This window comes from Providencia sp. Je.9.19 (genome assembly GCF_051129765.1).
Classification (GTDB): domain Bacteria; phylum Pseudomonadota; class Gammaproteobacteria; order Enterobacterales; family Enterobacteriaceae; genus Providencia.
Genome location: NZ_JBCPSS010000007.1, coordinates 66,270 through 88,310, shown reverse-complemented (window position 1 = coordinate 88,310; position 22,041 = coordinate 66,270). Strand labels below are relative to the sequence as shown.

Genomic DNA, 22,041 nt, shown 5'->3' with positions numbered 1-22,041 from the left:
TGATTTATTTGTAGAAAAAATATTTTCAACGGATAATAAAAATCGTACATACCGAATAAGGAATAGACAATGGCTGGCAGACCTCGGGAATTTGATCGAGATGAAGCACTAATTAAAGCGCGAAATTTCTTCTGGCTACATGGGTATGAAGGCACTTCCATCTCAGATCTAGTTAATGTACTCGGCATCGCATCTGCTCGAATTTATAAAGCGTTCGGCTCTAAAGAAGCATTATTTCGTGAGGCCGTTATTCACTATGAAACCAATGAAGGTGGATTTGCGCTTATCGCTTTGCACGAAAAAGATATTATGACGGCCATAACACAGATGCTTACTGAAGCGGTAAATCTATATACCCGTAAAGAACATGCCATGGGTTGCATGGTGGTTTCATCAGCCAATGCCCTCAGCGAAGAAAATCATTCACTACTTGAATGGATGACAACACAACGAATTGAACGCGGTAAAGGTATTATCACGCGCTTCGAACAAGCTAAAACAGAAAAACAGTTATCTGAAGATGCTAACCCTCAACTTCTTGGCCAATATTTTTCTTTAATTCTTCATGGATTATCAGTACAAGCTCGAGATGGTGCATCAAGAGAAACATTAATGGATGTCGTTAATTTTTCTTTGCGAAACTTAGTACAATTTTATCGTTCATAAACTAAAACATATAATTTCCATATTAAGAATATTTAATATTTCACCAGAAATGAGGTCATTATGTCACTGTCAAAGTCCCTACTTGCTTTATCCATCATAACTGCTTCTATGGCTAGCTATGCAGTAAAACCTGCAGATATGATGATCGTAGATGGCACAGTACTCACCATGGATGCACAAAATAAAATCATAGAACAAGGCACCGTCGTCATCGATAAAAATAAAATCATCGCTGTTGGCGGCCCTGAGTTAGCAAAACAATATCAAGCAGCCAAAGTATTAGATGTTGATGGTGATATTGTCATGCCAGGTCTAATAAACACACATACCCATGCTTCGATGACCGTCTTTCGCTCGCTCGCAGATGATGTACCTGACCGCTTACATCGCTATATCTTTCCATTAGAAAGTAAAATGGTTTCTCGGGATATGGTACGTATTGGTGCAAATTTAGCCAATGCAGAAATGGTCAAGGGTGGTGTTACAACCTATGTTGATATGTATTACTTTGAAGATGAAGTGGCAAAAACTGTTGATAAAATTGGTCTTAGAGCTGTGCTTGGTGAATCCGTCATTCAATTTCCGGTAGCAGATGCGAAAAATGCTGATGAAGGCATTACTTATGCAGTCAATTTTATCAATGAATACAAAGACCATCCACGAATAACACCGGCTTTTGCCCCTCATGCACCTTATACCAATACAACGGAGCATTTACAAAAGATTGCCAAGTTATCACAAGAACTTGATGTTCCTGTCATGATCCACCTAGCAGAAACAGATAGAGAACAAGAAGAAATCGCTAAACGCACCGGCGGTAAAAGCCCAGTTCAATATATGGCTGATATCGGTGCACTAAACAATAAAGTGATTGCGGCTCATGCCATCATGGTGGATGAAAAAGATTTAGACTTACTCAAGCAATATGATGTTGGGGTGGCACATAATATCAGTGCAAATACAAAATCAGCTAAGGGTGTTGCACCGGTTACGGCAATGCTAGCAAAAGGTATTCGAGTCGGATTAGGAACTGATGGCCCAATGTCGAGTAATACATTGACCACAATGAACGAATTGGGGCTCGTCGGTAAAGTCCATAAGCTTGCCAACAAGGACAGAGCTGCGATGCCGCCAATCACGGTTGTCGAAATGGCAACAATGGGATCAGCAAAAGCATTGCATATGGAAGATAAACTCGGCTCACTTGAAGTAGGTAAGCTCGCTGACATCATTGTCGTCGATACTAAATCACCAAATATGGTGCCGATGTATAGCCCATTTGCCGCTCTGGTTTATGGCGCAAACGGCGCAAACGTACGCCATACCATTGTCGATGGTAAAATTTTGATGGAAGACCGTAAACTTCAAACCGTTGATGAAAAAGAAATTATCCAAGAAGCTCAAAAATTTGCTAAGCAAGTTCGTGAAACTGTGATTGCAAGTGGTGAAGCTGTTAAGTAAAAACAAAAAAATGGCTGACTCAACGAAATATTGGTCAGCCATTTTTCTTAAACTAAAATAATTTCAACTACTTACTAGTTAAATCATCAAAGAATTTTTTCACGCCATCTAAGAAGCTTTTTGAACGAGGGCTATTTTTCTCACCACTAGTGCCGCCTAGAGATTCACCAAACTCTTTGAGTAACTCTTTTTGTTTCTCATTAAGTTTAACTGGAGTTTCAACCACGATATGGCACATTAAATCACCTTGCAAGCCACCACGAACTGATTTCACGCCTTTGCTCTTCATGCGGAAAACCTTACCCGTTTGTGTTTCTGCAGGAATTTTCAGTTTCACACGCCCATCAAGGGTTGGAACTTCAATTTCACCACCAAGTGCTGCAATGGCAAAATTAATAGGAACCTCGCAATGCAGGTTATTACCATCACGTTCAAAGATATTGTGAGGTAATACATGAACCTGTACGAATAAATCGCCTGCTGGTGCACCTTTCTCTCCAGCTTCCCCTTCACCAGATAAGCGAACACGGTCGCCAGTGTCTACGCCCGCTGGAATTTTCACCGACAATGTTTTATATCTTTCAACACGTCCATGACCATGACATTTATTGCAAGGGTCTTTGATGACTTTTCCGCGACCATGACAGGTTGGACAAGCTTGCTGTACAGAGAAGAATCCCTGACGCATATGCACTTGCCCCATACCATGACAAGTAGAACAAGTATCCGCACTCGTACCTGGTTTTGCGCCATTACCATGGCATACATCACAAGTTTCTAATGTTGGAATACGGATCTCTTTGGTCACTCCACGGACAGCCTCTTCAAGAGTCAGTTCCATGTTGTACTGTAAATCAGAACCACGGCTTGGGCGCTGCTGTCTGCGGCCGCCTCCAAAAATATCACCGAAGACGTCACCAAAAACATCACTAAAGTCAGCACCACCGCCAAAACCACCGCCGCCGCCCATTCCACCTTGCTCAAACGCAGCATGGCCATATTGGTCGTAAGCTGCACGTTTTTGCTCGTCGGAAAGCACTTCGTAAGCTTCTTTAATTTCTTTAAATTTGGCTTCAGACTCATCTTTGTTATCCTGATTACGATCAGGATGGAATTTCATTGCTAAGCGCTTATACGCTCTTTTGATGTCTTTTTCTGAAGCGTTTTTTTCAAGTTCTAGGACCTGATAAAAGTCTCTTTTTGCCATTTATTTTACCCTTAACATGCGGACACGGGCGCAGAGTTTCCTCGACGCCCGTGTCCGGTATCAGCAACCATTAACAACTATTAGCTATAGTTACTGCGCCCGCTAAGGGCATTATTTTTTGTCTTTATCGTTAACTTCTTCGAATTCAGCGTCAACAACATCATCATCTTTCTTCGCTTCTGCACCAGCACCAGCAGCGCCTGCTTGAGCTTGTTGCTGTGCGATTTCCAGAAGTTTAGCTGATGCAGTTACCAAAGCTTGAATTTTCGCTTCGATATCTGCTTTGTCTTCACTTTTCAGTGCAGCTTCTAGCTCAGATACTGCTGTTTCAATGCTCGCTTTATCTTCTGCTGGTAATTGCTCACCTGCTTCTTCGATTTGTTTACGAGTGCCGTGGATCAGCTGGTCAGCTTGGTTACGAGTCTGAACTAACTCTTCAAATTTACGGTCAGCTTCAGCATTCGCTTCGGCATCACGTACCATTTTTTCGATTTCTTCATCATTCAAACCTGAAGACGCTTTAATGGTAATGTTTTGCTCACGACCACTGTTTTTATCTTTTGCAGAAACATGCAAAATACCATCAGCATCGATATCGAAAGTAACTTCGATTTGTGGCATACCACGTGGAGAAGGTTGGATGCCATCTAAGTTAAACTGACCCAATGATTTATTATCACCGGCACGTTTACGTTCACCTTGCAGCACATGAATTGTTACGGCCGCTTGGTTATCTTCCGCTGTAGAGAACACTTGGCTATGTTTTGTTGGGATAGTAGTGTTCTTCGCGATTAACGAAGTCATTACGCCACCCATGGTTTCGATACCTAAAGACAGAGGTGTTACGTCAAGTAACAGAACGTCTTTAACATCACCCGCCAATACGCCACCTTGTACAGCCGCACCGATTGCTACTGCTTCATCTGGATTCACATCTTTACGTGGCTCTTTTCCGAAGAAGTCAGTGACCACTTTTTGCACCATAGGCATACGGATTTGACCACCAACTAAAATAACGTCGTTGATGTCGCTTACACTTAAGCCCGCATCCTGTAGAGCAACTTTAACTGGCTCCATAGTGCGTTTTACTAAATCTTCTACCAGTGACTCAAGTTTTGCACGAGTCACTTTGATGTTCATGTGTTTAGGACCTGTCGCATCTGCGGTAATGTATGGCAGATTTACGTCAGTTTGTTGAGCTGAAGACAACTCAATTTTTGCTTTTTCAGCAGATTCTTTCAGACGTTGCATTGCCAGTGGATCGTTACGCAGATCAACACCTTGGTCTTTCTTGAATTCTTCTACTAAATAATTAATTAAGCGGTTATCGAAGTCTTCACCACCTAAGTGAGTATCACCATTGGTAGCCAGAACTTCATAGGTTTTTTCGCCATCAACTTCATCAATTTCAATAATTGATAAGTCGAATGTACCACCACCTAAGTCATAAACCGCGATAGTACGGTTACCAATTTCTTTATCTAAACCATAAGCCAATGCAGCAGCTGTTGGTTCGTTGATAATACGCTTAACTTCTAAACCTGCGATACGGCCAGCATCTTTTGTTGCTTGACGCTGCGCATCATTAAAGTATGCAGGAACAGTAATAACAGCTTCAGTTACAGGCTCACCTAAGTAATCTTCTGCTGTTTTCTTCATTTTTTTCAGAACTTCAGCAGAAATTTGTGGTGGAGCCATTTTTTGACCTTTAACATCCAACCAAGCATCGCCATTATCAGCCGCTATAATTTTATATGGCATGATAGAAACGTCGCGTTGAACTTCTTCGTCTTGGAAACGACGGCCAATCAAACGTTTAATTGCAAATAATGTATTTTCTGGATTTGTCACAGCCTGACGTTTTGCTGGCTGGCCTACCAAAATTTCACCATCTTGAGTGTATGCGATGATGGAAGGAGTAGTTCTATCACCTTCGCTGTTCTCAAGAACACGCGCAGTAGTACCATCCATAATTGCAACGCATGAGTTTGTTGTACCCAAGTCGATACCAATAATTTTACCCATCTAATACGCCTCCAAAGGAATTTGTTTCAATATAATTTCGATATCAATCTATATGAGGCTCAATATTTCATTTTCAAGGGAGTCTTCACTCTGAGCCTAACTTTTTTTTACTTTACGCAATAATTCAGATTGAAATCGGCTGATGTCTTAAAGATGGGGCCACAAATTCATTCATCAAGGGGATGATTAAAAAAAATTTGCATTTATTGCCAAAAAACCTACCTCTCGATCATTGTTTAAGCAGCCAAAACTGCGTATGATTCGCCGCCACCCCCAATTTGGTGGAATTAACATTTTATATCTATTTGAATTTTATATATTTTACCAGAGGTTATATGCACTCCAGCTCTCTTGCAAATCCAGGTCCACTTGGTTTATTGGGTTTTGGTATGACGACAATCCTGCTGAACATTCATAATGCAGGCTTTTTCCCTCTCTCATCAGTTATTTTAAGTATGGGAATTTTTTATGGTGGTATTGCTCAATTTATTGCTGGACTTATTGAATATAAGAAAGGAAATACATTTGGTGCAACGGCGTTTACCTCTTACGGTATGTTTTGGCTATCCTTAGTGGGTCTACTATTTTTACCTACTATGGGATTAGCTGAAGCCACCGATCCTGCGTTCTTGGGTATTTACTTAATCGTTTGGGGCATTTTCACCTTCTTTATGTTCCTAGGTACTTTCAAAGCTAACTTTGTACTGCAATTTGTCTTTGGCAGTTTAACCGTGCTATTTGCACTATTAGCTATCGGTAATTTAACCGGTAATGCGATGTTATTAAAAATTGCAGGCTTTGAAGGGATTATCTGTGGTGCCAGCGCATTCTATTTAGCAATGGCTGAAATATTAAATGAACAATACGGCAAAACTATCCTGCCAATTGGTCAGCGCAGTTAATTATCTGACTAAATAATATCATTCGAGTTGCAGGCTAGCGGTGACAAACCATTGACCTGCAACTTTAATGTTCAGTCTATTATTCAACATCCCGAATTGCCGATTTTGGTCTGAAAGCTTTAACTATCGATGGGTCAGTTTCAATATATGGACCATCAAGTAATTGAATACAATAAGGCACACTAGCAAAAATGCCTGAAACGACCACATTACCTTCTTTGTCTTTTAAACCTTCTAACGTTTCTGCGATGGCTTTTGGTTGCCCCGGTAGATTCAAAATCAATGCTTGATTACGAATAACACCCACTTGGCGAGATAAAATCGCTGTTGGCACAAATTTTAAGCTAATTTGACGCATCTGTTCACCGAAACCTGGCATTTCACGATCAGCGATAGCCAGTGTTGCATCAGGTGTCACATCGCGGCGTGCAGGACCCGTTCCCCCCGTCGTTAAGACTAAATGGCAGGCAAACTCGTCAACTAACTCACACAATGTTTGCTCTATCAAAATTTGCTCATCAGGGATTAGGCGAGTTTCAATACGAAAAGGTGTTGTCAGCGTTTTTGCTAACCATTCTTCCAAAGCAGGAATGCCTTTATCTTCATAAATACCACTTGAAGCACGATCAGAAACCGAAACCAGACCTATGCGCAGTTCATTCATACAAACCTCAAAAAATTAATCATCAGAAGCCGTTTATGTTGTCGCTATATGAGATGGAATTATGAATAAACGGGTGTCATATCATAGCATGATGAGGGCTCGGTTACAGTGTGGCATTGCTTAAATATTTGAATTGAGAACTTAATCAATATCGCTAATTTAATAAAAAAGACATAAAAAAACCCAGTCACGTTGAACTGGGTTTTAAAGAAAAGATGACAAAATTACAGCAGAGCTGCGATCATTTTCTCAAGTTTTTCTTGGTCAACAGCAAATTTGCGGATACCGTCAGCCAGTTTATCAACAGCCATTGGATCTTGATTATGCTGCCAATAGAATTCAGATTCCGTTAACTTAGCTTCTGGCGCTGAAGTTTGACCTGCATCAGTGAGTTTACGAACAATTTCACCTTGTGATTCAGACAGTTCTTTCAGTAAGTTTGGCGAAATTGTTAGACGGTCGCAACCGGCCAGTTCAATAATCTCACCAACATTACGGAAGCTTGCGCCCATGACCACAGTTTTGTAACCGTGCGCTTTGTAATAGTTATAGATTTCAGTGACTGAAACAACACCCGGATCTTCTTGTGGTGCAAACTCTTTTTTATCTGTGTTTGCTTTATACCAATCAAGGATACGACCAACAAATGGAGAGATCAGGTAAACGCCAGCTTCAGCACAAGCACGCGCTTGAGCAAAAGAGAATAATAGCGTTAGATTACAGTTGATACCTTCTTTTTCTAGCTTCTCAGCAGCACGGATCCCCTGCCAAGTCGACGCCAGTTTGATCAAGATACGATCATTGCTGATACCCGCTTCATTGTACAGTTTGATCAAATGACGTGCTTTTGCAATACAAGCTTCTTCATCATATGAAAGACGTGCATCAACTTCAGTTGAAATACGGCCTGGAACTAATTTAAGAATTTCCAAACCGATGTTAACTGCCAGTTTGTCACAAGCGTCAACAACTTGTTGTTCACGATTATTGCTTTGCTTACGCGCCCATTCTACCGCTTCATCAATCAATTTACGGTATTCTGGAATTTGTGCCGCATTCAAGATAAGCGAAGGGTTAGTTGTCGCATCTTGTGGCTTATACAGCTTCATCGCTTCAATGTCGCCAGTGTCAGCAACAACTGTTGTTATTTTACGTAAGGAGGTTAGTTTATCGGTCATTTCTTTAATCTCGTTGTTATACCCGTCATGCTTCAAGCTGTAAGTGTACTGGTTTAGCATTAGCCTATTGGCATCATGCCTCTTCATTACTGACCCTATAACTCGAACTACTCGGTGTATATAAAGGAATTGAGGCTAACGCCGCACCGTTCAATGATAATATCACGCATCTAGGTTGCTGCAAGTGAGGAAATACAGTCAAAGGCAACTATTTGATTGGCAATCGGTTTCGCACCCTGATTTAAAACTGAATCCATTAAGCAAAATGGTTATCTTGATGTTAGTAAAGCAAATAAAAGAAATTGATTCTACTTATTGCATCAATTAGCTATTTCAGATGAATTTTTGCTACAGTAAAGAAAATAATTATTTTATAAGGCTAAAGTCATGCTTATTACTCTTTCACCTGCTAAAACATTAGACTACGAAAGCCCTCTTGCGACCCATAAATTTACTCAGCCTGAATTACTAACTGAATCAGAACAGCTGATTAAAGTCTGCCGCAAACTAGCTCCCGCAGATATTGCTAGCCTAATGAAAATTAGTGATAAGCTTGCTGGACTCAATGCCGCTCGATTTGGAGAATGGCAGACAAACTTTACCCCAGAAAATGCGCGCCAAGCTATTCTAGCTTTTAAGGGTGATGTTTATACTGGCATGCAAGCAGAAACTTTTTCTGTTGCAGATTTCGATTTTGCCCAAAAGCATTTACGTATCCTTTCTGGACTATATGGGCTATTACGCCCACTAGATTTAATGCAACCCTACCGTTTAGAAATGGGAATTCGCCTTAAAAACACGCGAGGAAAAGACTTATATGAATTTTGGGGCGATATCATTACTAACCAATTAAACCAATCACTTGCAGAACAAGGTGACCAAATTTTAGTGAATCTTGCATCTGATGAATATTTTAAATCCATCAATAGTAAAAAGCTCGATGGTACGATAATTAAACCCGTATTTCTCGATGAAAAAAATGGTAAATATAAAGTCATCAGTTTTTATGCAAAAAAAGCACGCGGCTTAATGAGTCGTTTTATTATTCAAAATAAACTCACCAAAACAGAACAGCTCTCTGATTTTAATTTAGAAGGTTATCAATTTGATGAAAGCCAATCTAAAGGAAATGAGTTAGTTTTTACTCGTACCGAACAAATTTAAAATTTCGATTCGTTTGAAGTATGGGTATTCAGACATATGGATACCCAACCGTTACAAGCGTTCTCATGATTTTTCCATCACAACTCACACATTAATGATGACGTATCTATTTAATGAAAAATTAGCATTGATTCCTCAGCTGATTTCTTGTGCTTATGACAATATAGTTGAGATCTTTATAGCCATGTTTTAATCACAATATTTTGGTAACAACATAGCTAAAGTTTTCTATCAATAATTTAAGGGGTGAAATATGCCTTACGTCGCATCATCTCATCGTTATACTGATATGGAATATCGTCTGTGCGGGCGCAGTGGATTGCGACTACCTCTCATCTCATTAGGACTATGGCATAATTTTGGCGATAATAAGCCTATCGATAATTGTCGAGCTATGCTTAGACACGCCTTTGATTTAGGGATCACCCATTTTGATCTCGCCAATAACTACGGCCCCCCACCTGGATCCGCTGAAAGTAAATTTGGCCAAGTTTTACAGCAAGACTTTCTTCCTTATCGCGATGAAATGATCATTTCATCTAAAGCTGGCTATACCATGTGGGACGGACCTTATGGTGATTGGGGAAGCAAAAAATATTTAATCGCTAGCCTTAATCAAAGCCTAAAAAGAATGGGGCTCGACTATGTGGATATTTTTTATCACCATAGACCCGATCCTAATACACCTTTAGAAGAAACAATGGGTGCGCTCGATTTAATTGTACGCCAAGGTAAAGCGCTCTATGTCGGAATATCTAATTATCCAGCTGATATTGCGAAAGATGCTATTAGCATTCTGAATCAGTTAGGCACCCCTTGCCTGATCCACCAACCTAAATATTCCATGTTAGAGCGTACTCCGGAAGAAGGACTACTCGATTTACTGGAAGAAGAAGGCGTAGGTTCCATCGCGTATTCACCGCTTGCGGGGGGTATTTTGACCGATCGTTACCTCAATGGAATTCCTGCTGACTCAAGAGCTGCGGCTAATCCCGCATTGCCTCCCGAAAGGCTGACATCAGCAGTTTTATCCAAAGTCAAAAAACTTAATGAATTAGCCTTAAATCGTGGTCAAAAGCTCAGTCAAATGTCATTAGCATGGATACTGCGCCATGACCGAATTACATCCGTGCTCATTGGTGCAAGCCGTATCAGCCAAATTGATGATGCTATGGGTATCATAAAAAATCGTGAATTTAGCCAAGAAGAACTCAAAGCAATTGAGCTAATTCTAGAAGATACGATTTAAATTCCAAATAAGTGCCCCCACCTGACGGGCAACCCTAGATAATGCGGGTTGTAGCTAGGCGGCAAGTAAATGAGCCCCTAGGAACATAGGCAAACTATGTGACTAGGGCGAGTAAGCGTAGCCCCCCCCTACAACACGAAGCCTGACGGGCAAACCCTAGATAATTCGAGTTGTAGCTAAGAGGCAAGTAAATGAGCCCCTAGGAACATAGGCAAACTATGTGACTAGGGCGAGTAAGCGTAGCCAACACCCCCTACAACACGAAGCCTGACGGGCAAACCCTAGATAATTCGAGTTGTAGGTAGGCGGCAAGTAAATGAGTCCCTAGGAACATAGGCAAACTATGTGACTAGGGCGAGTAAGCGTAGCCAACACCCCTACAGCTTGAAGTATGACGGGTTAGACGCTAAATAATTCGGGTTGTAGCTAGGCGGCAAATGAAGACATCTTGGGGAGCATACACCAGTATGTGACCCAAGGGGCTGAGTGAAGCCAACACCCCTACAACTCGAAGTATGACGGGTTAGAACGTTACGACAGAATAACTCTGCTTAAACCCACTAACCTGCTCCATGCCTAAACTCCCCGCAGGCATACCTGGTACAGATATCCCTGTAATCTCTTTTGGCAGGAATTCTATTGATGTTAGGCTACTTGCTGGCACATGCCCGACGATAATTTTGCCTTTATATTTTGCTATGTGGCAGCTACGTAAATTATTGGGAACCTTTAATTCATCATTGAGCTTATTTAATTCTTCATAGCTAATTTCATTAACGACTACATTGTAGCCTGCTTTTTGAATTCCTTCGCCCCATAATTGGCAACAGCCACAGTTTGCATCTTTATATAATTGCACGGTACTGGCTTGTGAATATGCTGAGAATGACAATAGCAGTATTCCGCTTAAAATTATCTTTTTCATTACTATTTAACCTTATTCAATAATAAAGGGATTATCCCCATTAAAATGTTATTTTTTATTTCTAGACTGGCAAATTAGTTTATAGGCAGCTGGAATAATAAATAGTGAGAGCAATGGTGCAGTTATCATTCCGCCAACCATTGGCGCTGCAATTCGACTCATAACCTCGGAACCAACACCTGTACCTAATAATATAGGTAATAGACCTGCAATAATTACCGCAACCGTCATCGCCTTTGGTCTCACCCTTAAAACAGCCCCTTCATATAACGCATTATCTAATTCTTTATTTGATAAATGATTAATATTCATAGCTTGTTGTTTATCTTCTATGGCGTGTCTTAAATAAATCAACATCACCACACCAAATTCAGCGGCGACACCCGCTAATGCAATAAATCCCGTTCCGGTTGCAACAGATAAATGAAAGTTCATCCAATATAAGAACCAAACACCACCAACCAGCGCAAAAGGTAAACTTAATAAAATAAGCAATGCTTCACTAAAGCGTCTAAAGGCTAAATAGAGCAGTATAAAAATAATCATAATAGTTGCAGGAACCATTAACATAAGTTTTTGATTAGCGCGCTCTAATAATTCAAATTGCCCCGTAAATGAATAACTCAATCCGGCTTTCATTTGAATATTTGATTTAATCGCAGCATCAATATCTGAAATTACTGAAACCATATCCCGACCACGCGCATCAATATAAATCCAGCTTGTAGGGCGTGCATTTTCAGTTTTCAGCATTGGTGCGCCCATTTGTACAATAACTTCGGCTACATCACCTAAGACAATCTGTTGCTTATTTGGTGTCAAAATAGGGAGCAAACGTAAAGCAGAAACACTATTTCGATAATCTTGAGGATAACGAATACTAATTGGATAACGCTCAATTCCCTCGACTGTTTCCCCTATCATTTCGCCGCCCGTTGCCATTGAAATATAAGCTTGTACATCGCTAATACTCATTCCATAGCGTGCCGCTTTTTCTCTATCGATTTTGACATCAATATAGCGACCACCGACCAACCTTTCGGCTAAAACAGACACTACACCGGGAACCGATTTAGTTACTTTTTCAATTTCCTGCGCTAACACATCGATTTCGTTGAGATCTTTGCCTGATACCTTAATACCAATTGGACTTTTTACCCCTGTGGATAACATATCAATACGATTTCTAATTGGGGGTACCCAAAGATTTGCTACGCCAGGTAAACGCACTGTTTCATCGAGCTCATCAATAATTTTGTCTAGTGTCATTCCAGGGCGCCACTGATCTTGTGGCTTTAATCTAATGGTGGTTTCTATCATTTCCATTGGCGCTGAATCTGTCGCCGTTTCTGCTTTACCCGCCTTACCAAATACCGTATCCACCTCAGGAATAGTTTTTATCAGTTTATCCGTATTTTGTAGCAAAAATGCGGCTTGAGCGGGTGATACCCCCGGTAATGTCGAAGGCATATACAATAAATCACCTTCATTAATTGATGGAAGAAACTCACCACCTAAATGCTTCAAAGGCCATATCACGGTAAATAATGAAAGGAATGCAACCAATAATGTCGTTTTTGGCCACGCTAATACTTTCAATAAGATGGGACTATATGCAGAGATCAAAAAACGATTAATCGGATTCTTGTTTTCATTTGGAATTTTGCCACGTATCCAATATCCCATTAAAATAGGAATAACAATCAACGCGAGAGCCGCCGCCCCTGCCATAGCATAGGTTTTAGTAAAGGCTAATGGTCCAAATAAGCGTCCTTCTTGACCTTCAAGGGTAAAAATAGGAATAAAAGATAATGTGATAATAAGTAAACTAATAAATAATGCAGGCCCCACTTCAACTGCGGAGTCGGTAATTAATTTCCAACGCTGTGCATTATCTAACGATTTTCCTTCATTTTCATATTGCCACTTTTCTAACTTTTTATGCGCATTCTCTATCATTACAATAGCAGCATCGACCATGGCACCGATTGCAATCGCAATCCCGCCAAGCGACATAATGTTTGCATTTATACCTTGATAGCGCATCACAATAAAAGCAATAAATAACCCTAATGGTAAAGATATTATGGCAACCAATGCAGAGCGAAAATGCCATAAGAAAATAGCACAAACTAATGCGACCACAATAAATTCTTCAAGTAACTTATAACTTAAGTTATCAATTGCATTATCTATCAAAATACTTCTATCGTAGGTAGTCACGATTTCAATGCCTTCAGGTAAGCTGGCACTTAAATCTTCAAGTTTTTGTTTTACATCTCGAATAACATTACGTGCATTTTCACCTGAGCGTAATAAAATAATACCGCCGACAACTTCACCTTCCCCATTGAGCTCAGCAACCCCTCGACGCATTTCTGGGCCTTCTTGGACTCTCGCCACATCCTGTAAATAAATAGGTATGCCGCTTTGCGCTGTTTTTAGATAAATTTTATTAAAATCATCCATCGACTGAAGATAGCCACTAGCTCTTACCATATATTCCGCTTCAGCTATCTCAATAGATGAGCCTCCCGCTTCTTGGTTCGCCATTTCGACTGCTTGCTTAATCTCTGGAAGTGTCACTGAAAATTGCGTTAACTTTAATGGGTCAATAATAATTTGATAGGCTTTTACCACGCCACCGACTGTTGCCACTTCGGATACATTAGGTAATGCTTTTAATTCATACTTTAGGAACCAATCTTGTAAAGATCGTAATTCTGCTAAATTATGTTTTCCTGTTTTATCAACTAATGCATATTCAAATATCCAACCTACTCCCGTAGCATCAGGGCCTATTGATGCCACCGCACCTTTAGGTAATTTGGATTGCACCTGATTTAAATACTCAAGAACCCGTGAGCGCGCCCAATATAAATCGGTGTTATCTTCAAAAATCACATATACATAAGAGTCACCAAACGCGGAAAAACCTCTTACTGTTTTAGCGCCAGGCACTGATAACATTGTCGTTGTAATCGGATAAGTAACTTGATTTTCCACTAATTGTGGGGCTTGTCCCGGATAGGTAGTTTTGATTATGACCTGTACATCAGATAAGTCGGGCAATGCATCAACCGGAGTATTTCGGATACTCCAAATCCCAGCTATCACTAGAAATACCACCCCCATCATAACGAGAAAGCGATTAGCGACCGACCGTCTAATAACCCATTCCAACATAATCTACCCCTGAGCTTCATGTGATGAATGATTAACAGGAACCACTTCATTTTGCTGTGCATTCATTCTTTCTAAAGCGCCTGCAATATTTGCTTCAGAATCGATGAGAAATATTCCTTGGGTCACAATACGTTCCCCAACTTGCACACCATCAGAAATAGCGCTCATCTGTTTAAATTCATTAATCATGCGAATTTTCTTAGGGATGAATTCGCCATTTTCGCCAATGGCAATGACATGCTGCTCAGTCCCCGAATCCACAATAGCTTGTGAGGGAATTAGCATACTTTCACTACCCTGCGCGATCAGATTTAAATAAGCCGTCATACCCGGTTTTAATAAATCAGTTTCATCGTTAATTTCCGCTCGAATATTAATTGTTCGGCTTGTAATATCCGCACTCGGTAATATCACCCAATTATTCACAACAAATTTATGAGTTGGATAAGCAGGAATTGAAACTGAAAATTGAACATCTTTATTCAGTAATTCAGCTACCGATTGAGATATAGAGGCATTAATCCACAATGGATTAGTTCCTTGGACTTGAGCAATGACACCTTCTTTAGTTACATTCATCCCTTGTCGTAAATTTAGGGCTGTGATAACGCCAGATATCGGTACTTTAATGGTAAATCGAGTTTGTACTTTCCCCGTTTTAATAAACTGTGTAATTGCGCCCTCTGGCATACCATTTAAACGTAGACGTTCTAATACACTATTAAGATTTTTTTGTGAGGCATCCATTTGGTTTAATGCAAGATATTCACTTTGTGCCTCAACCCAAGCCGGCATCGTTAAATCTGCAATTGGGGCACCTTGTTGAATTCGCTCACCCATTGCTATCGGATAAATTTTTTCAACAAAACCATTTTCCCTTGCCTGAACAACAGCATATTGATGGTCGTTAAATGCAACTTCAGCAGGAAATGTTAAGTCATAGTTTAATTTTCCCCACTTTACCTCAACAGTTTTAAGACCCAAATTTTGAGTTTGTGCTGGATTAATCGTAATACCTTTCGTATTAATAGATGAACTATTTTCATCTTCATACTTAGGAACTAAATCCATATCCATAAAGGGTGATTTTCCCGGCTGATTAAATTTTGTATTGGGATACATCGGGTCATACCAATATAAAACAGTGCGCTCTTTAATTTCTGTTTGTTCTGTTTTTTTTTCAACTACAAAAAAATAACGATAAAGAAATATTGAAACTGCACTTGATAGAATAACAACCAAGAGTAACTTAACCAGATTAACTAGTGACATAACATCTCTCTATCTATTTAGTTTTTCTTTTCAATGGATTTCAATAATGAAATATTACCCTTTTGAGAAAATGAGAATTTTAATTCGTCATTATCACTGAGCCCATCAATCATACTGTCATCTTCATAAGTAAATCGCATTGTCATCGGCGGCCAGCCAATACTCTCTATAGCCTGATGATTTATTGTTAATTTTTTATTTTCTCTATCTATAGAAACTAATTTACCTTCTGTATGAATAATCGGTTCTACTGTTTTTTCAGGATAAACACCATGGTTATGTTCGAGTGCATTTGAATATCCTACAGAGGTAAAAAATACTGATGAAAATAATGTAATAGAAATTATAAATATAGACTTATTTAATTTTTTCATTTTAAACCTTGTTATTTTATTAATCCGCCACCAAGTGCAGAGAATAAATTAATTTCATTCTTCTGCTGTTCTATTTCTAACAATAATAAATTTTGTTTACCTGTAAATAAATCTCTTTGGGCTTCAAGAACATTAAGATAGCTTAAACCACCGTAGTGATAGCTTACTTGCTTTTGAGCTAAAATATTATTCAACGTATTAACGTAATCGATTTGTGATATGAGCTGTTTTTTCATACTTGATTTTAATATCAATGCATCTTTAACTTCTCTAAATGCTACTTGAATACTTTTTTCATAATTAACTATCGCTTTATTTTTCCTAATATTGGCTAATTCTAAGTTTTTGGTATTTTTACCACCGGTAAATATCGGTAATGTGATTTTAGGAATAAAATTCCAAATACCATTAGAAGAATCAAATAGGCCAGATAAAGAGTCGTTACTATTTTCTATCCCAGTATTAAATGAGATTGAAGGAAAAAAAGCGGCTCTTGCTACACCAATATTGGCATTCTCTGAAAGAATGTTTTGCTCTGCGGCCATCACATCTGGGCGTTCGAGTAAAATTTCAGAGGGAATATTTTCAGGAACAGTTATTAGTACATAGTTTAATGTCTGTGAGTTGAGTTTATCCGTATAATCATTGGTTAAAAAATCAACTAAATTCTTATTTCTAAGGATCTCACTCTTAACTTTTTCAATTGTAATATCAATAGCCTGAACTTGCCCTTTAGCCTGCTCTAAATCAGAAATATTGGCATTACCTGCAATCACCTTTTGCATGACAATAGATTGGCTATTTAAGTAGTTCTTTTTTGTCTCTTCTGAAATAATGAGCAGCTGTTGATTATAAATAACATCAAGATAGGCCTCTGCCACTGTTTTCATCGTAATAATTTGCGTTGCTCGATTCATTTCTTTTGATGCTAAAAATTTGGCTTTATCTGCTTGCGTCAAATTTTTTATACGTCCAAAAAAATCTAATTCGTAGCTGATATCAACACCTGCACTGTATTTTTTTCCTAATGTAGAGCCATTATTCAAACCTTTACTATAATCACCACTCATAGAGGACATAATTTGTGGATATTGTTCAGATTCAGCAATACCAAAACGCACTCTTGCTTCTTCAACCTCTAAAGCTGTTAGAAACAAATCATTATTTTTTTCAAGCGCTAACTGAATTACCTGCTGTAGTTGGGTATCTACAATAAAATCCTTCCAACTAGGAATAGATAATTTAACGTCAAAACTCTCAACAGATGAATTTTGATCTTGTGCTAAGCTATTGGGAACACCTAGATCAGGACGTTTATATCCAGGAGCAAGTGAAACACATCCACTTAAAAATAGAGAACTGACTATTAATAATATTTTGGAAGAATACATAGTATAGCCGCGCCTCAATGTTTATTTGTGTATCGCCATTTGAATATTCCTTATTTGTATATCGCTAGTGTAAAAAGAACATCCTGTTAGATTAGTGACATGAAAATGACAAATTTGTCATTTTACATTTCATCGGTTCAATGCTTAGAATGAGAGTGTCCATATTACTGGCTAAGCTTTGAGGCTACCGTGAAATTACTTATTGTCGAAGATGAACATAAAACGAGAGAATATCTTTCCAAAGGTTTAACTGAATCTGGCTTTATTGTTGATGCTATTGAGAATGGGATCACAGGCCTTCATATGGCATCTACAGAAGAATATGATTTAATTATTCTTGATGTGATGTTGCCAGATATTAATGGTTGGGATATTGCTAAAAACCTACGTGTAATAGGCAAAAACACACCAATATTAATGTTAACTGCATTAGGTAATGTTGAGCATAGAGTCAAAGGTCTGGAACTTGGTGCTGATGATTATTTGGTCAAACCGTTTGATTTTTCAGAGCTATTGGCACGTATAAGAACATTATTACGCAGAGGTAATAACAACATCCAAAAAACACAATTTACCATTGCTGATTTACATGTCGATTTAATTAAAAGACGAGTTACTCGGGCAAATGAAAAAATAAACCTAACCAGTAAAGAATTTTCACTATTGGAATTTTTTGTATTACATCAAGGTGAAGTATTATCTCGATCTCTTATTGCATCCAAAGTTTGGGATATGAATTTTGATAGCGACACCAATGTAATTGATGTCGCAGTAAAACGTCTTAGATCAAAAATTGATCTTAATTACGATCCTAAATTGATTCATACTATTAGGGGCATGGGCTATTTACTTGAGATCCCACAAAATGAATAATATATTCAAATCTCCAGTTTCAATATCTGCACGACTTATTTTTCTGATTAGTATCGCTCTTTCCTTCGCGCTATTACTATTTAGCTGGATCATGATCAACTCTGTTGTTTTGCATTTTAAGCAGCAAGATGAATACACACTAAATCAAATGAATCTTACTATTAGTAGTTTACTAAGTGAAAGTATTGATTCTGAAAGTGAACACTTTACTCGAATCAAAACCATCATTAATGAACATCAAGATATTATTGTATATCTCGTTGATAACGAAGGTAATGAGTTAATATCTCCAACTGCTAATACTGATATTATTACACAATTAAAGAACTATGACCCAATTAAAGATAATGCGGATGAATACCTAGAAGACTACAGGTTATCCGAATCTTTTATTGATGTAAGTGCTGATAACCATAACAAAAAAAAATATCGATTAGTCACAGCACTTTCATTGAACTTTCATCATGATTATCTTAATTCTTTAATAAACAGCTTAATCATCAGTGCAATTTTGCTATGCCTGTCTACTATATTCGTCGTTTATTTTTTAGTCATCAAAGGATTAAAACCCCTTAAAGACGTGAGTAATAAAATAAAAACGGTTACCTCTGAAAACTTGAGTATTCGTTTAGATCCGACAGCAGTACCGGCAGAATTAAAGCAATTAACACTTTCATTCAACGAGATGTTAGTCAAAATTGAAGATGTTTTTGTTAGGCAAACAAATTTTTCTGCCGATATCGCTCATGAAATGCGAACGCCAATCACTAACTTAATGACTGAAACACAAATTTCATTGAATAAAAATCGAACTAAAGAAGAGTTAGTTGAAGTGCTTTATTCAAACTTAGAAGAATATAACCGACTATCACGTATGATATCTGATATGCTTTTTTTAGCACAAGCTGATGATAATATGTTAATACCAGAAAAAAAATTAATTAATATAAAATCAGAAATCGAACTGATTTTTGATTATTTTGAATTTCTTGCTGAAGATAATGAAATTAAATTAAAATTAATGGGCGATGCTCAACCCATATTAGCAGATAAAGATATGCTAAGAAGAGCAATAACAAATTTATTATCTAATGCTATCCGCTATACTCCTAAAGGGGATACAATTAGCGTTAATCTAACTAATATTAATAATGGTATAGAAATTATTATCAGTAATCCGGGCCATAAAATTCCAGTGGAACATCTACCCAAACTTTTTGACCGATTTTATCGTGTTGATAAATCAAGACAACGTAAAAATGAAGGCAGTGGAATTGGACTTGCCATTGTCAAGTCAATCATATTAGCGCATAAAGGCTCTATTAAAGTATCTTCTGATGATTATTCAACGCGATTTACCTTATTCATTCCTAATATAAATTAAAATAGTAAAATGGCAATTTTGTCATTTTACTGTCAGTATTAAGACAGAGATTAACCCTTATTATAGTCACAACAAAAATTACTTTACTTAATAGGGTTTATTATGAAAAAGATCATCTTCACACTAAGTTTAATCATGAGTACTGTCAGCATCGCTAATGCACAATCAAATATAGAGATGCATAAAAATGCAGCTACCGCATTAAGCTTTACGGAGAACAACACCTCTGCTTCTAATCAAAATTCAATCAAGAATCATTTAATACAAGCCGGTGTCGATGTAAAAAATAACATTAGCTCAGGTGTGCCTTTTTCACAGCTTGATATTAATGAAAAAGCTGCCGTTTCATTCAGTTTTTCACAAAATAATACCTCGCCGTCTATGAGTAAGATGATCAATGATCATCAAAAAAAATCATCTAGTTATACTAAAAATCAACAACAAACGGCAAAATTATTTGCTGATATGAATGAACATGAAAAAGCTATCGTCATGTTAACTTTTAATAAAAATAGTGCATCGTCAACTATTAAAAATGATATTAACAATCATTTAAAACAAATAAAATAATTATCTCACTATAAAAGCCATACTATTTTTCAATATGGCTTCTTTTCATATTAATCATACATAATCTTATTATAAAAAATACAATAAATCATTAATCAAAAAATTTAAATTACGCATATTAAGTTAAAACCCATAGATAATTTATATTATTATTTTATAGTTAACTCCATACAAATTTAATTATCCATTGGCATCAATCACTCATTGATTATCTCAGTCTTTAAATTACAATTTCCATGCAGTTTATTTATTCACTTAAAACCAAAGGAAATTATATGCGTAAATCATCTATTATCATGGCAACTTTATTTTTTCCAATATTAGCATCTGCATCAGCTATTCAATATAAAACTACCACTCAATATACTGAGCTAACATCAATTCAAACCCCAATTGAATACGTTAATTATAACGGAAATGGTGGTAATGGTGGTAATGGTGGCCATGGAGGAAATGGTGGTAATGGTACCAATGGAGGCAATGGTGGTAATGGCGGAAACGGTGGTAATGGTAAATAGGTAATCATAATATTAAATATTTCCCCCTTCAATGAGAAGGGGGATGGAGGAACTATGAATTATAAACTAACCTTTTCAATTAGCATTTTATTCATTGCATTAACTCCCACATTTAGTTACTCACAACACTCTTTTAATATCTCATTAAATTGTTCCAAATTTAATAAAATTATTATTCATGAAATTAAAAACAACAAATTATGCAAACTAATAAATAATCGTCATTTTTATTCAAAAACATCTAATAATGGCAATAATGGTACAAATGGTACAAATGGTACAAATGGTACAAATGGTACAAATGGTACAAATGGTACAAATGGTACAAATGGTAGCAATGGTAGTAATGGTAGTAATGGTAGTAATGGAGCTAATGGTACTAACGGCGAAAATGGTGGAAGTGGTGGAAACGGTGGAAGTGGTGGAAACGGTGGAAGTGGTGGAAACGGTGGAAACGGTGGAAGTGGTGGAAGTGGTGGAAGTGGTGGAAACGGTGGAAACGGTGGAAGTGGCCGAAGCCAGAAAACGAGTGCTAGCCATGGGGGAAGCGGTCAAAATGGTGGTAATGGCGGTAACGGTGGTAGTGGTACTAACAACAGTCATGGCAGCAATGGTGGCCATGCGCAAGCGGGCAGTAATGGCAATGGCGGAAATGGTGGAAGTGGTGGTATCAATGGGGGAAATGGCGGTTATGGCGGTTATGGCGGAAATGGTGACGGTCAAGGAAGCGGTGGAAACGGTGGGAATGGATCTGTAGATGGAAATGGAGGGAACGGAGGAGATGGTGGAAATAACGGAGGTCATGGAGGTCATGGTGGTGCAGGCTCCGGCTCTGGAAATGGGGGGAACGGTGGTAATGCAATTTCGGGAGGAGGCCATGGTGGGAAGGGAGGTCAAGGTGGAGAAAATGGAGGAATAAATGGCATTGATGGTGTGAGTTCACATTAATACACCAGTAATAGTTCTAAGTAGATAAGTGATACCACAATATGAAATCATATTATCATCTTTTCGGAAGATGGTTTTATCAGT

At 38.2% G+C, this 22,041-nt stretch carries 19 protein-coding genes; 10 read left to right on the top strand and 9 right to left on the bottom strand.

Features of this window, described 5'->3' with window-relative positions:
• Positions 1-69: 69 nt before the first annotated feature.
• On the top strand, positions 70-666 hold the full coding sequence (locus tag AAZR93_RS18835; RefSeq protein ID WP_434720730.1) for a TetR/AcrR family transcriptional regulator: 597 nt from the start codon (positions 70-72) through the stop codon (positions 664-666).
• 60 nt (positions 667-726) lie between these two features.
• Complete coding sequence (locus AAZR93_RS18830) at positions 727-2,127, top strand: amidohydrolase (protein WP_434720729.1); 1,401 nt, start codon at positions 727-729, stop codon at positions 2,125-2,127.
• A 67-nt stretch (positions 2,128-2,194) separates the two neighbouring features.
• On the opposite strand, the gene dnaJ is transcribed toward AAZR93_RS18830, so the two are convergent.
• Both dnaJ and dnaK read right to left on the bottom strand, forming a co-directional pair.
• Positions 2,195-3,334 carry a molecular chaperone DnaJ gene (gene dnaJ / locus AAZR93_RS18825; protein ID WP_294108304.1) on the bottom strand — a complete coding sequence of 380 codons (1,140 nt, stop codon included), beginning with the start codon at positions 3,332-3,334 and terminating at the stop codon, positions 2,195-2,197.
• Between the two features lie 111 nt (positions 3,335-3,445).
• The gene (dnaK, locus tag AAZR93_RS18820) at positions 3,446-5,359 is read right to left on the bottom strand and encodes a molecular chaperone DnaK (RefSeq protein WP_434720728.1); all 1,914 of its coding nucleotides are present in this window, start codon (positions 5,357-5,359) and stop codon (positions 3,446-3,448) included.
• Between the two features lie 335 nt (positions 5,360-5,694).
• On the opposite strand from dnaK, the gene satP reads away from it, so the two are divergent.
• Complete coding sequence (gene satP / locus AAZR93_RS18815) at positions 5,695-6,261, top strand: acetate uptake transporter (RefSeq protein ID WP_294350725.1); 567 nt, start codon at positions 5,695-5,697, stop codon at positions 6,259-6,261.
• A gap of 79 nt (positions 6,262-6,340) precedes the next feature.
• Here the strand turns inward: satP and mog are convergent, their stop codons facing one another.
• Both mog and tal read right to left on the bottom strand, forming a co-directional pair.
• A complete protein-coding gene (mog, locus tag AAZR93_RS18810) occupies positions 6,341-6,925 on the bottom strand; it encodes a molybdopterin adenylyltransferase (RefSeq protein WP_294108298.1) in 585 nt (194 codons plus the stop codon).
• A 224-nt stretch (positions 6,926-7,149) separates the two neighbouring features.
• Positions 7,150-8,103: a transaldolase gene (gene tal / locus AAZR93_RS18805; protein ID WP_294108296.1), complete on the bottom strand. Its 954-nt coding sequence runs from the start codon at positions 8,101-8,103 to the stop codon at positions 7,150-7,152.
• A 387-nt stretch (positions 8,104-8,490) separates the two neighbouring features.
• Here tal and yaaA point away from each other — a divergent pair, with 387 nt between their 5' ends.
• Positions 8,491-9,267: a peroxide stress protein YaaA gene (yaaA, locus tag AAZR93_RS18800; RefSeq protein ID WP_434720727.1), complete on the top strand. Its 777-nt coding sequence runs from the start codon at positions 8,491-8,493 to the stop codon at positions 9,265-9,267.
• Between the two features lie 253 nt (positions 9,268-9,520).
• Complete coding sequence (locus AAZR93_RS18795; RefSeq protein WP_294108292.1) at positions 9,521-10,516, top strand: aldo/keto reductase; 996 nt, start codon at positions 9,521-9,523, stop codon at positions 10,514-10,516.
• A gap of 523 nt (positions 10,517-11,039) precedes the next feature.
• Here AAZR93_RS18795 and AAZR93_RS18790 read toward each other — a convergent pair.
• The 5 genes from AAZR93_RS18790 to AAZR93_RS18770 are packed head-to-tail and all read right to left on the bottom strand — an operon-like array spanning position 11,040 to position 17,664.
• Positions 11,040-11,441 (bottom strand): DUF411 domain-containing protein, encoded by a 402-nt coding sequence (locus AAZR93_RS18790; RefSeq protein ID WP_434720726.1) that lies wholly within the window; start codon positions 11,439-11,441, stop codon positions 11,040-11,042.
• Positions 11,442-11,489: 48 nt separating this feature from the next.
• On the bottom strand, positions 11,490-14,627 hold the full coding sequence (locus AAZR93_RS18785; protein ID WP_434720725.1) for a CusA/CzcA family heavy metal efflux RND transporter: 3,138 nt from the start codon (positions 14,625-14,627) through the stop codon (positions 11,490-11,492).
• A gap of 3 nt (positions 14,628-14,630) precedes the next feature.
• Complete coding sequence (locus AAZR93_RS18780; RefSeq protein WP_434720724.1) at positions 14,631-15,899, bottom strand: efflux RND transporter periplasmic adaptor subunit; 1,269 nt, start codon at positions 15,897-15,899, stop codon at positions 14,631-14,633.
• A gap of 17 nt (positions 15,900-15,916) precedes the next feature.
• The gene (locus AAZR93_RS18775) at positions 15,917-16,273 is read right to left on the bottom strand and encodes a copper-binding protein (protein WP_434720723.1); all 357 of its coding nucleotides are present in this window, start codon (positions 16,271-16,273) and stop codon (positions 15,917-15,919) included.
• A gap of 11 nt (positions 16,274-16,284) precedes the next feature.
• On the bottom strand, positions 16,285-17,664 hold the full coding sequence (locus AAZR93_RS18770) for an efflux transporter outer membrane subunit (RefSeq protein WP_434720722.1): 1,380 nt from the start codon (positions 17,662-17,664) through the stop codon (positions 16,285-16,287).
• Positions 17,665-17,853: 189 nt separating this feature from the next.
• Between AAZR93_RS18770 and AAZR93_RS18765 the strand changes: the two genes are divergently transcribed.
• The 5 genes from AAZR93_RS18765 to AAZR93_RS18745 all read left to right on the top strand — a co-directional run bounded on the left by AAZR93_RS18765 (position 17,854) and on the right by AAZR93_RS18745 (position 21,957).
• Entirely contained in the window at positions 17,854-18,537 is a 684-nt protein-coding gene (locus AAZR93_RS18765) for a heavy metal response regulator transcription factor (protein ID WP_434720721.1), read from the top strand.
• Positions 18,530-19,921, top strand: coding sequence for a Cu(+)/Ag(+) sensor histidine kinase (locus tag AAZR93_RS18760; RefSeq protein ID WP_434720720.1), 1,392 nt, complete (start codon positions 18,530-18,532; stop codon positions 19,919-19,921). Before AAZR93_RS18765 ends, AAZR93_RS18760 begins: the two co-directional genes overlap by 8 nt.
• Before the next feature lie 102 nt (positions 19,922-20,023).
• Positions 20,024-20,491: a hypothetical protein gene (locus tag AAZR93_RS18755; RefSeq protein ID WP_294108279.1), complete on the top strand. Its 468-nt coding sequence runs from the start codon at positions 20,024-20,026 to the stop codon at positions 20,489-20,491.
• Positions 20,492-20,766: 275 nt separating this feature from the next.
• Positions 20,767-21,009, top strand: coding sequence for a hypothetical protein (locus AAZR93_RS18750; protein WP_294108277.1), 243 nt, complete (start codon positions 20,767-20,769; stop codon positions 21,007-21,009).
• A 54-nt stretch (positions 21,010-21,063) separates the two neighbouring features.
• Positions 21,064-21,957, top strand: a complete 894-nt coding sequence (locus tag AAZR93_RS18745; protein ID WP_434720719.1) for a hypothetical protein — start codon at positions 21,064-21,066, stop codon at positions 21,955-21,957.
• Positions 21,958-22,041 lie beyond the last annotated feature (84 nt).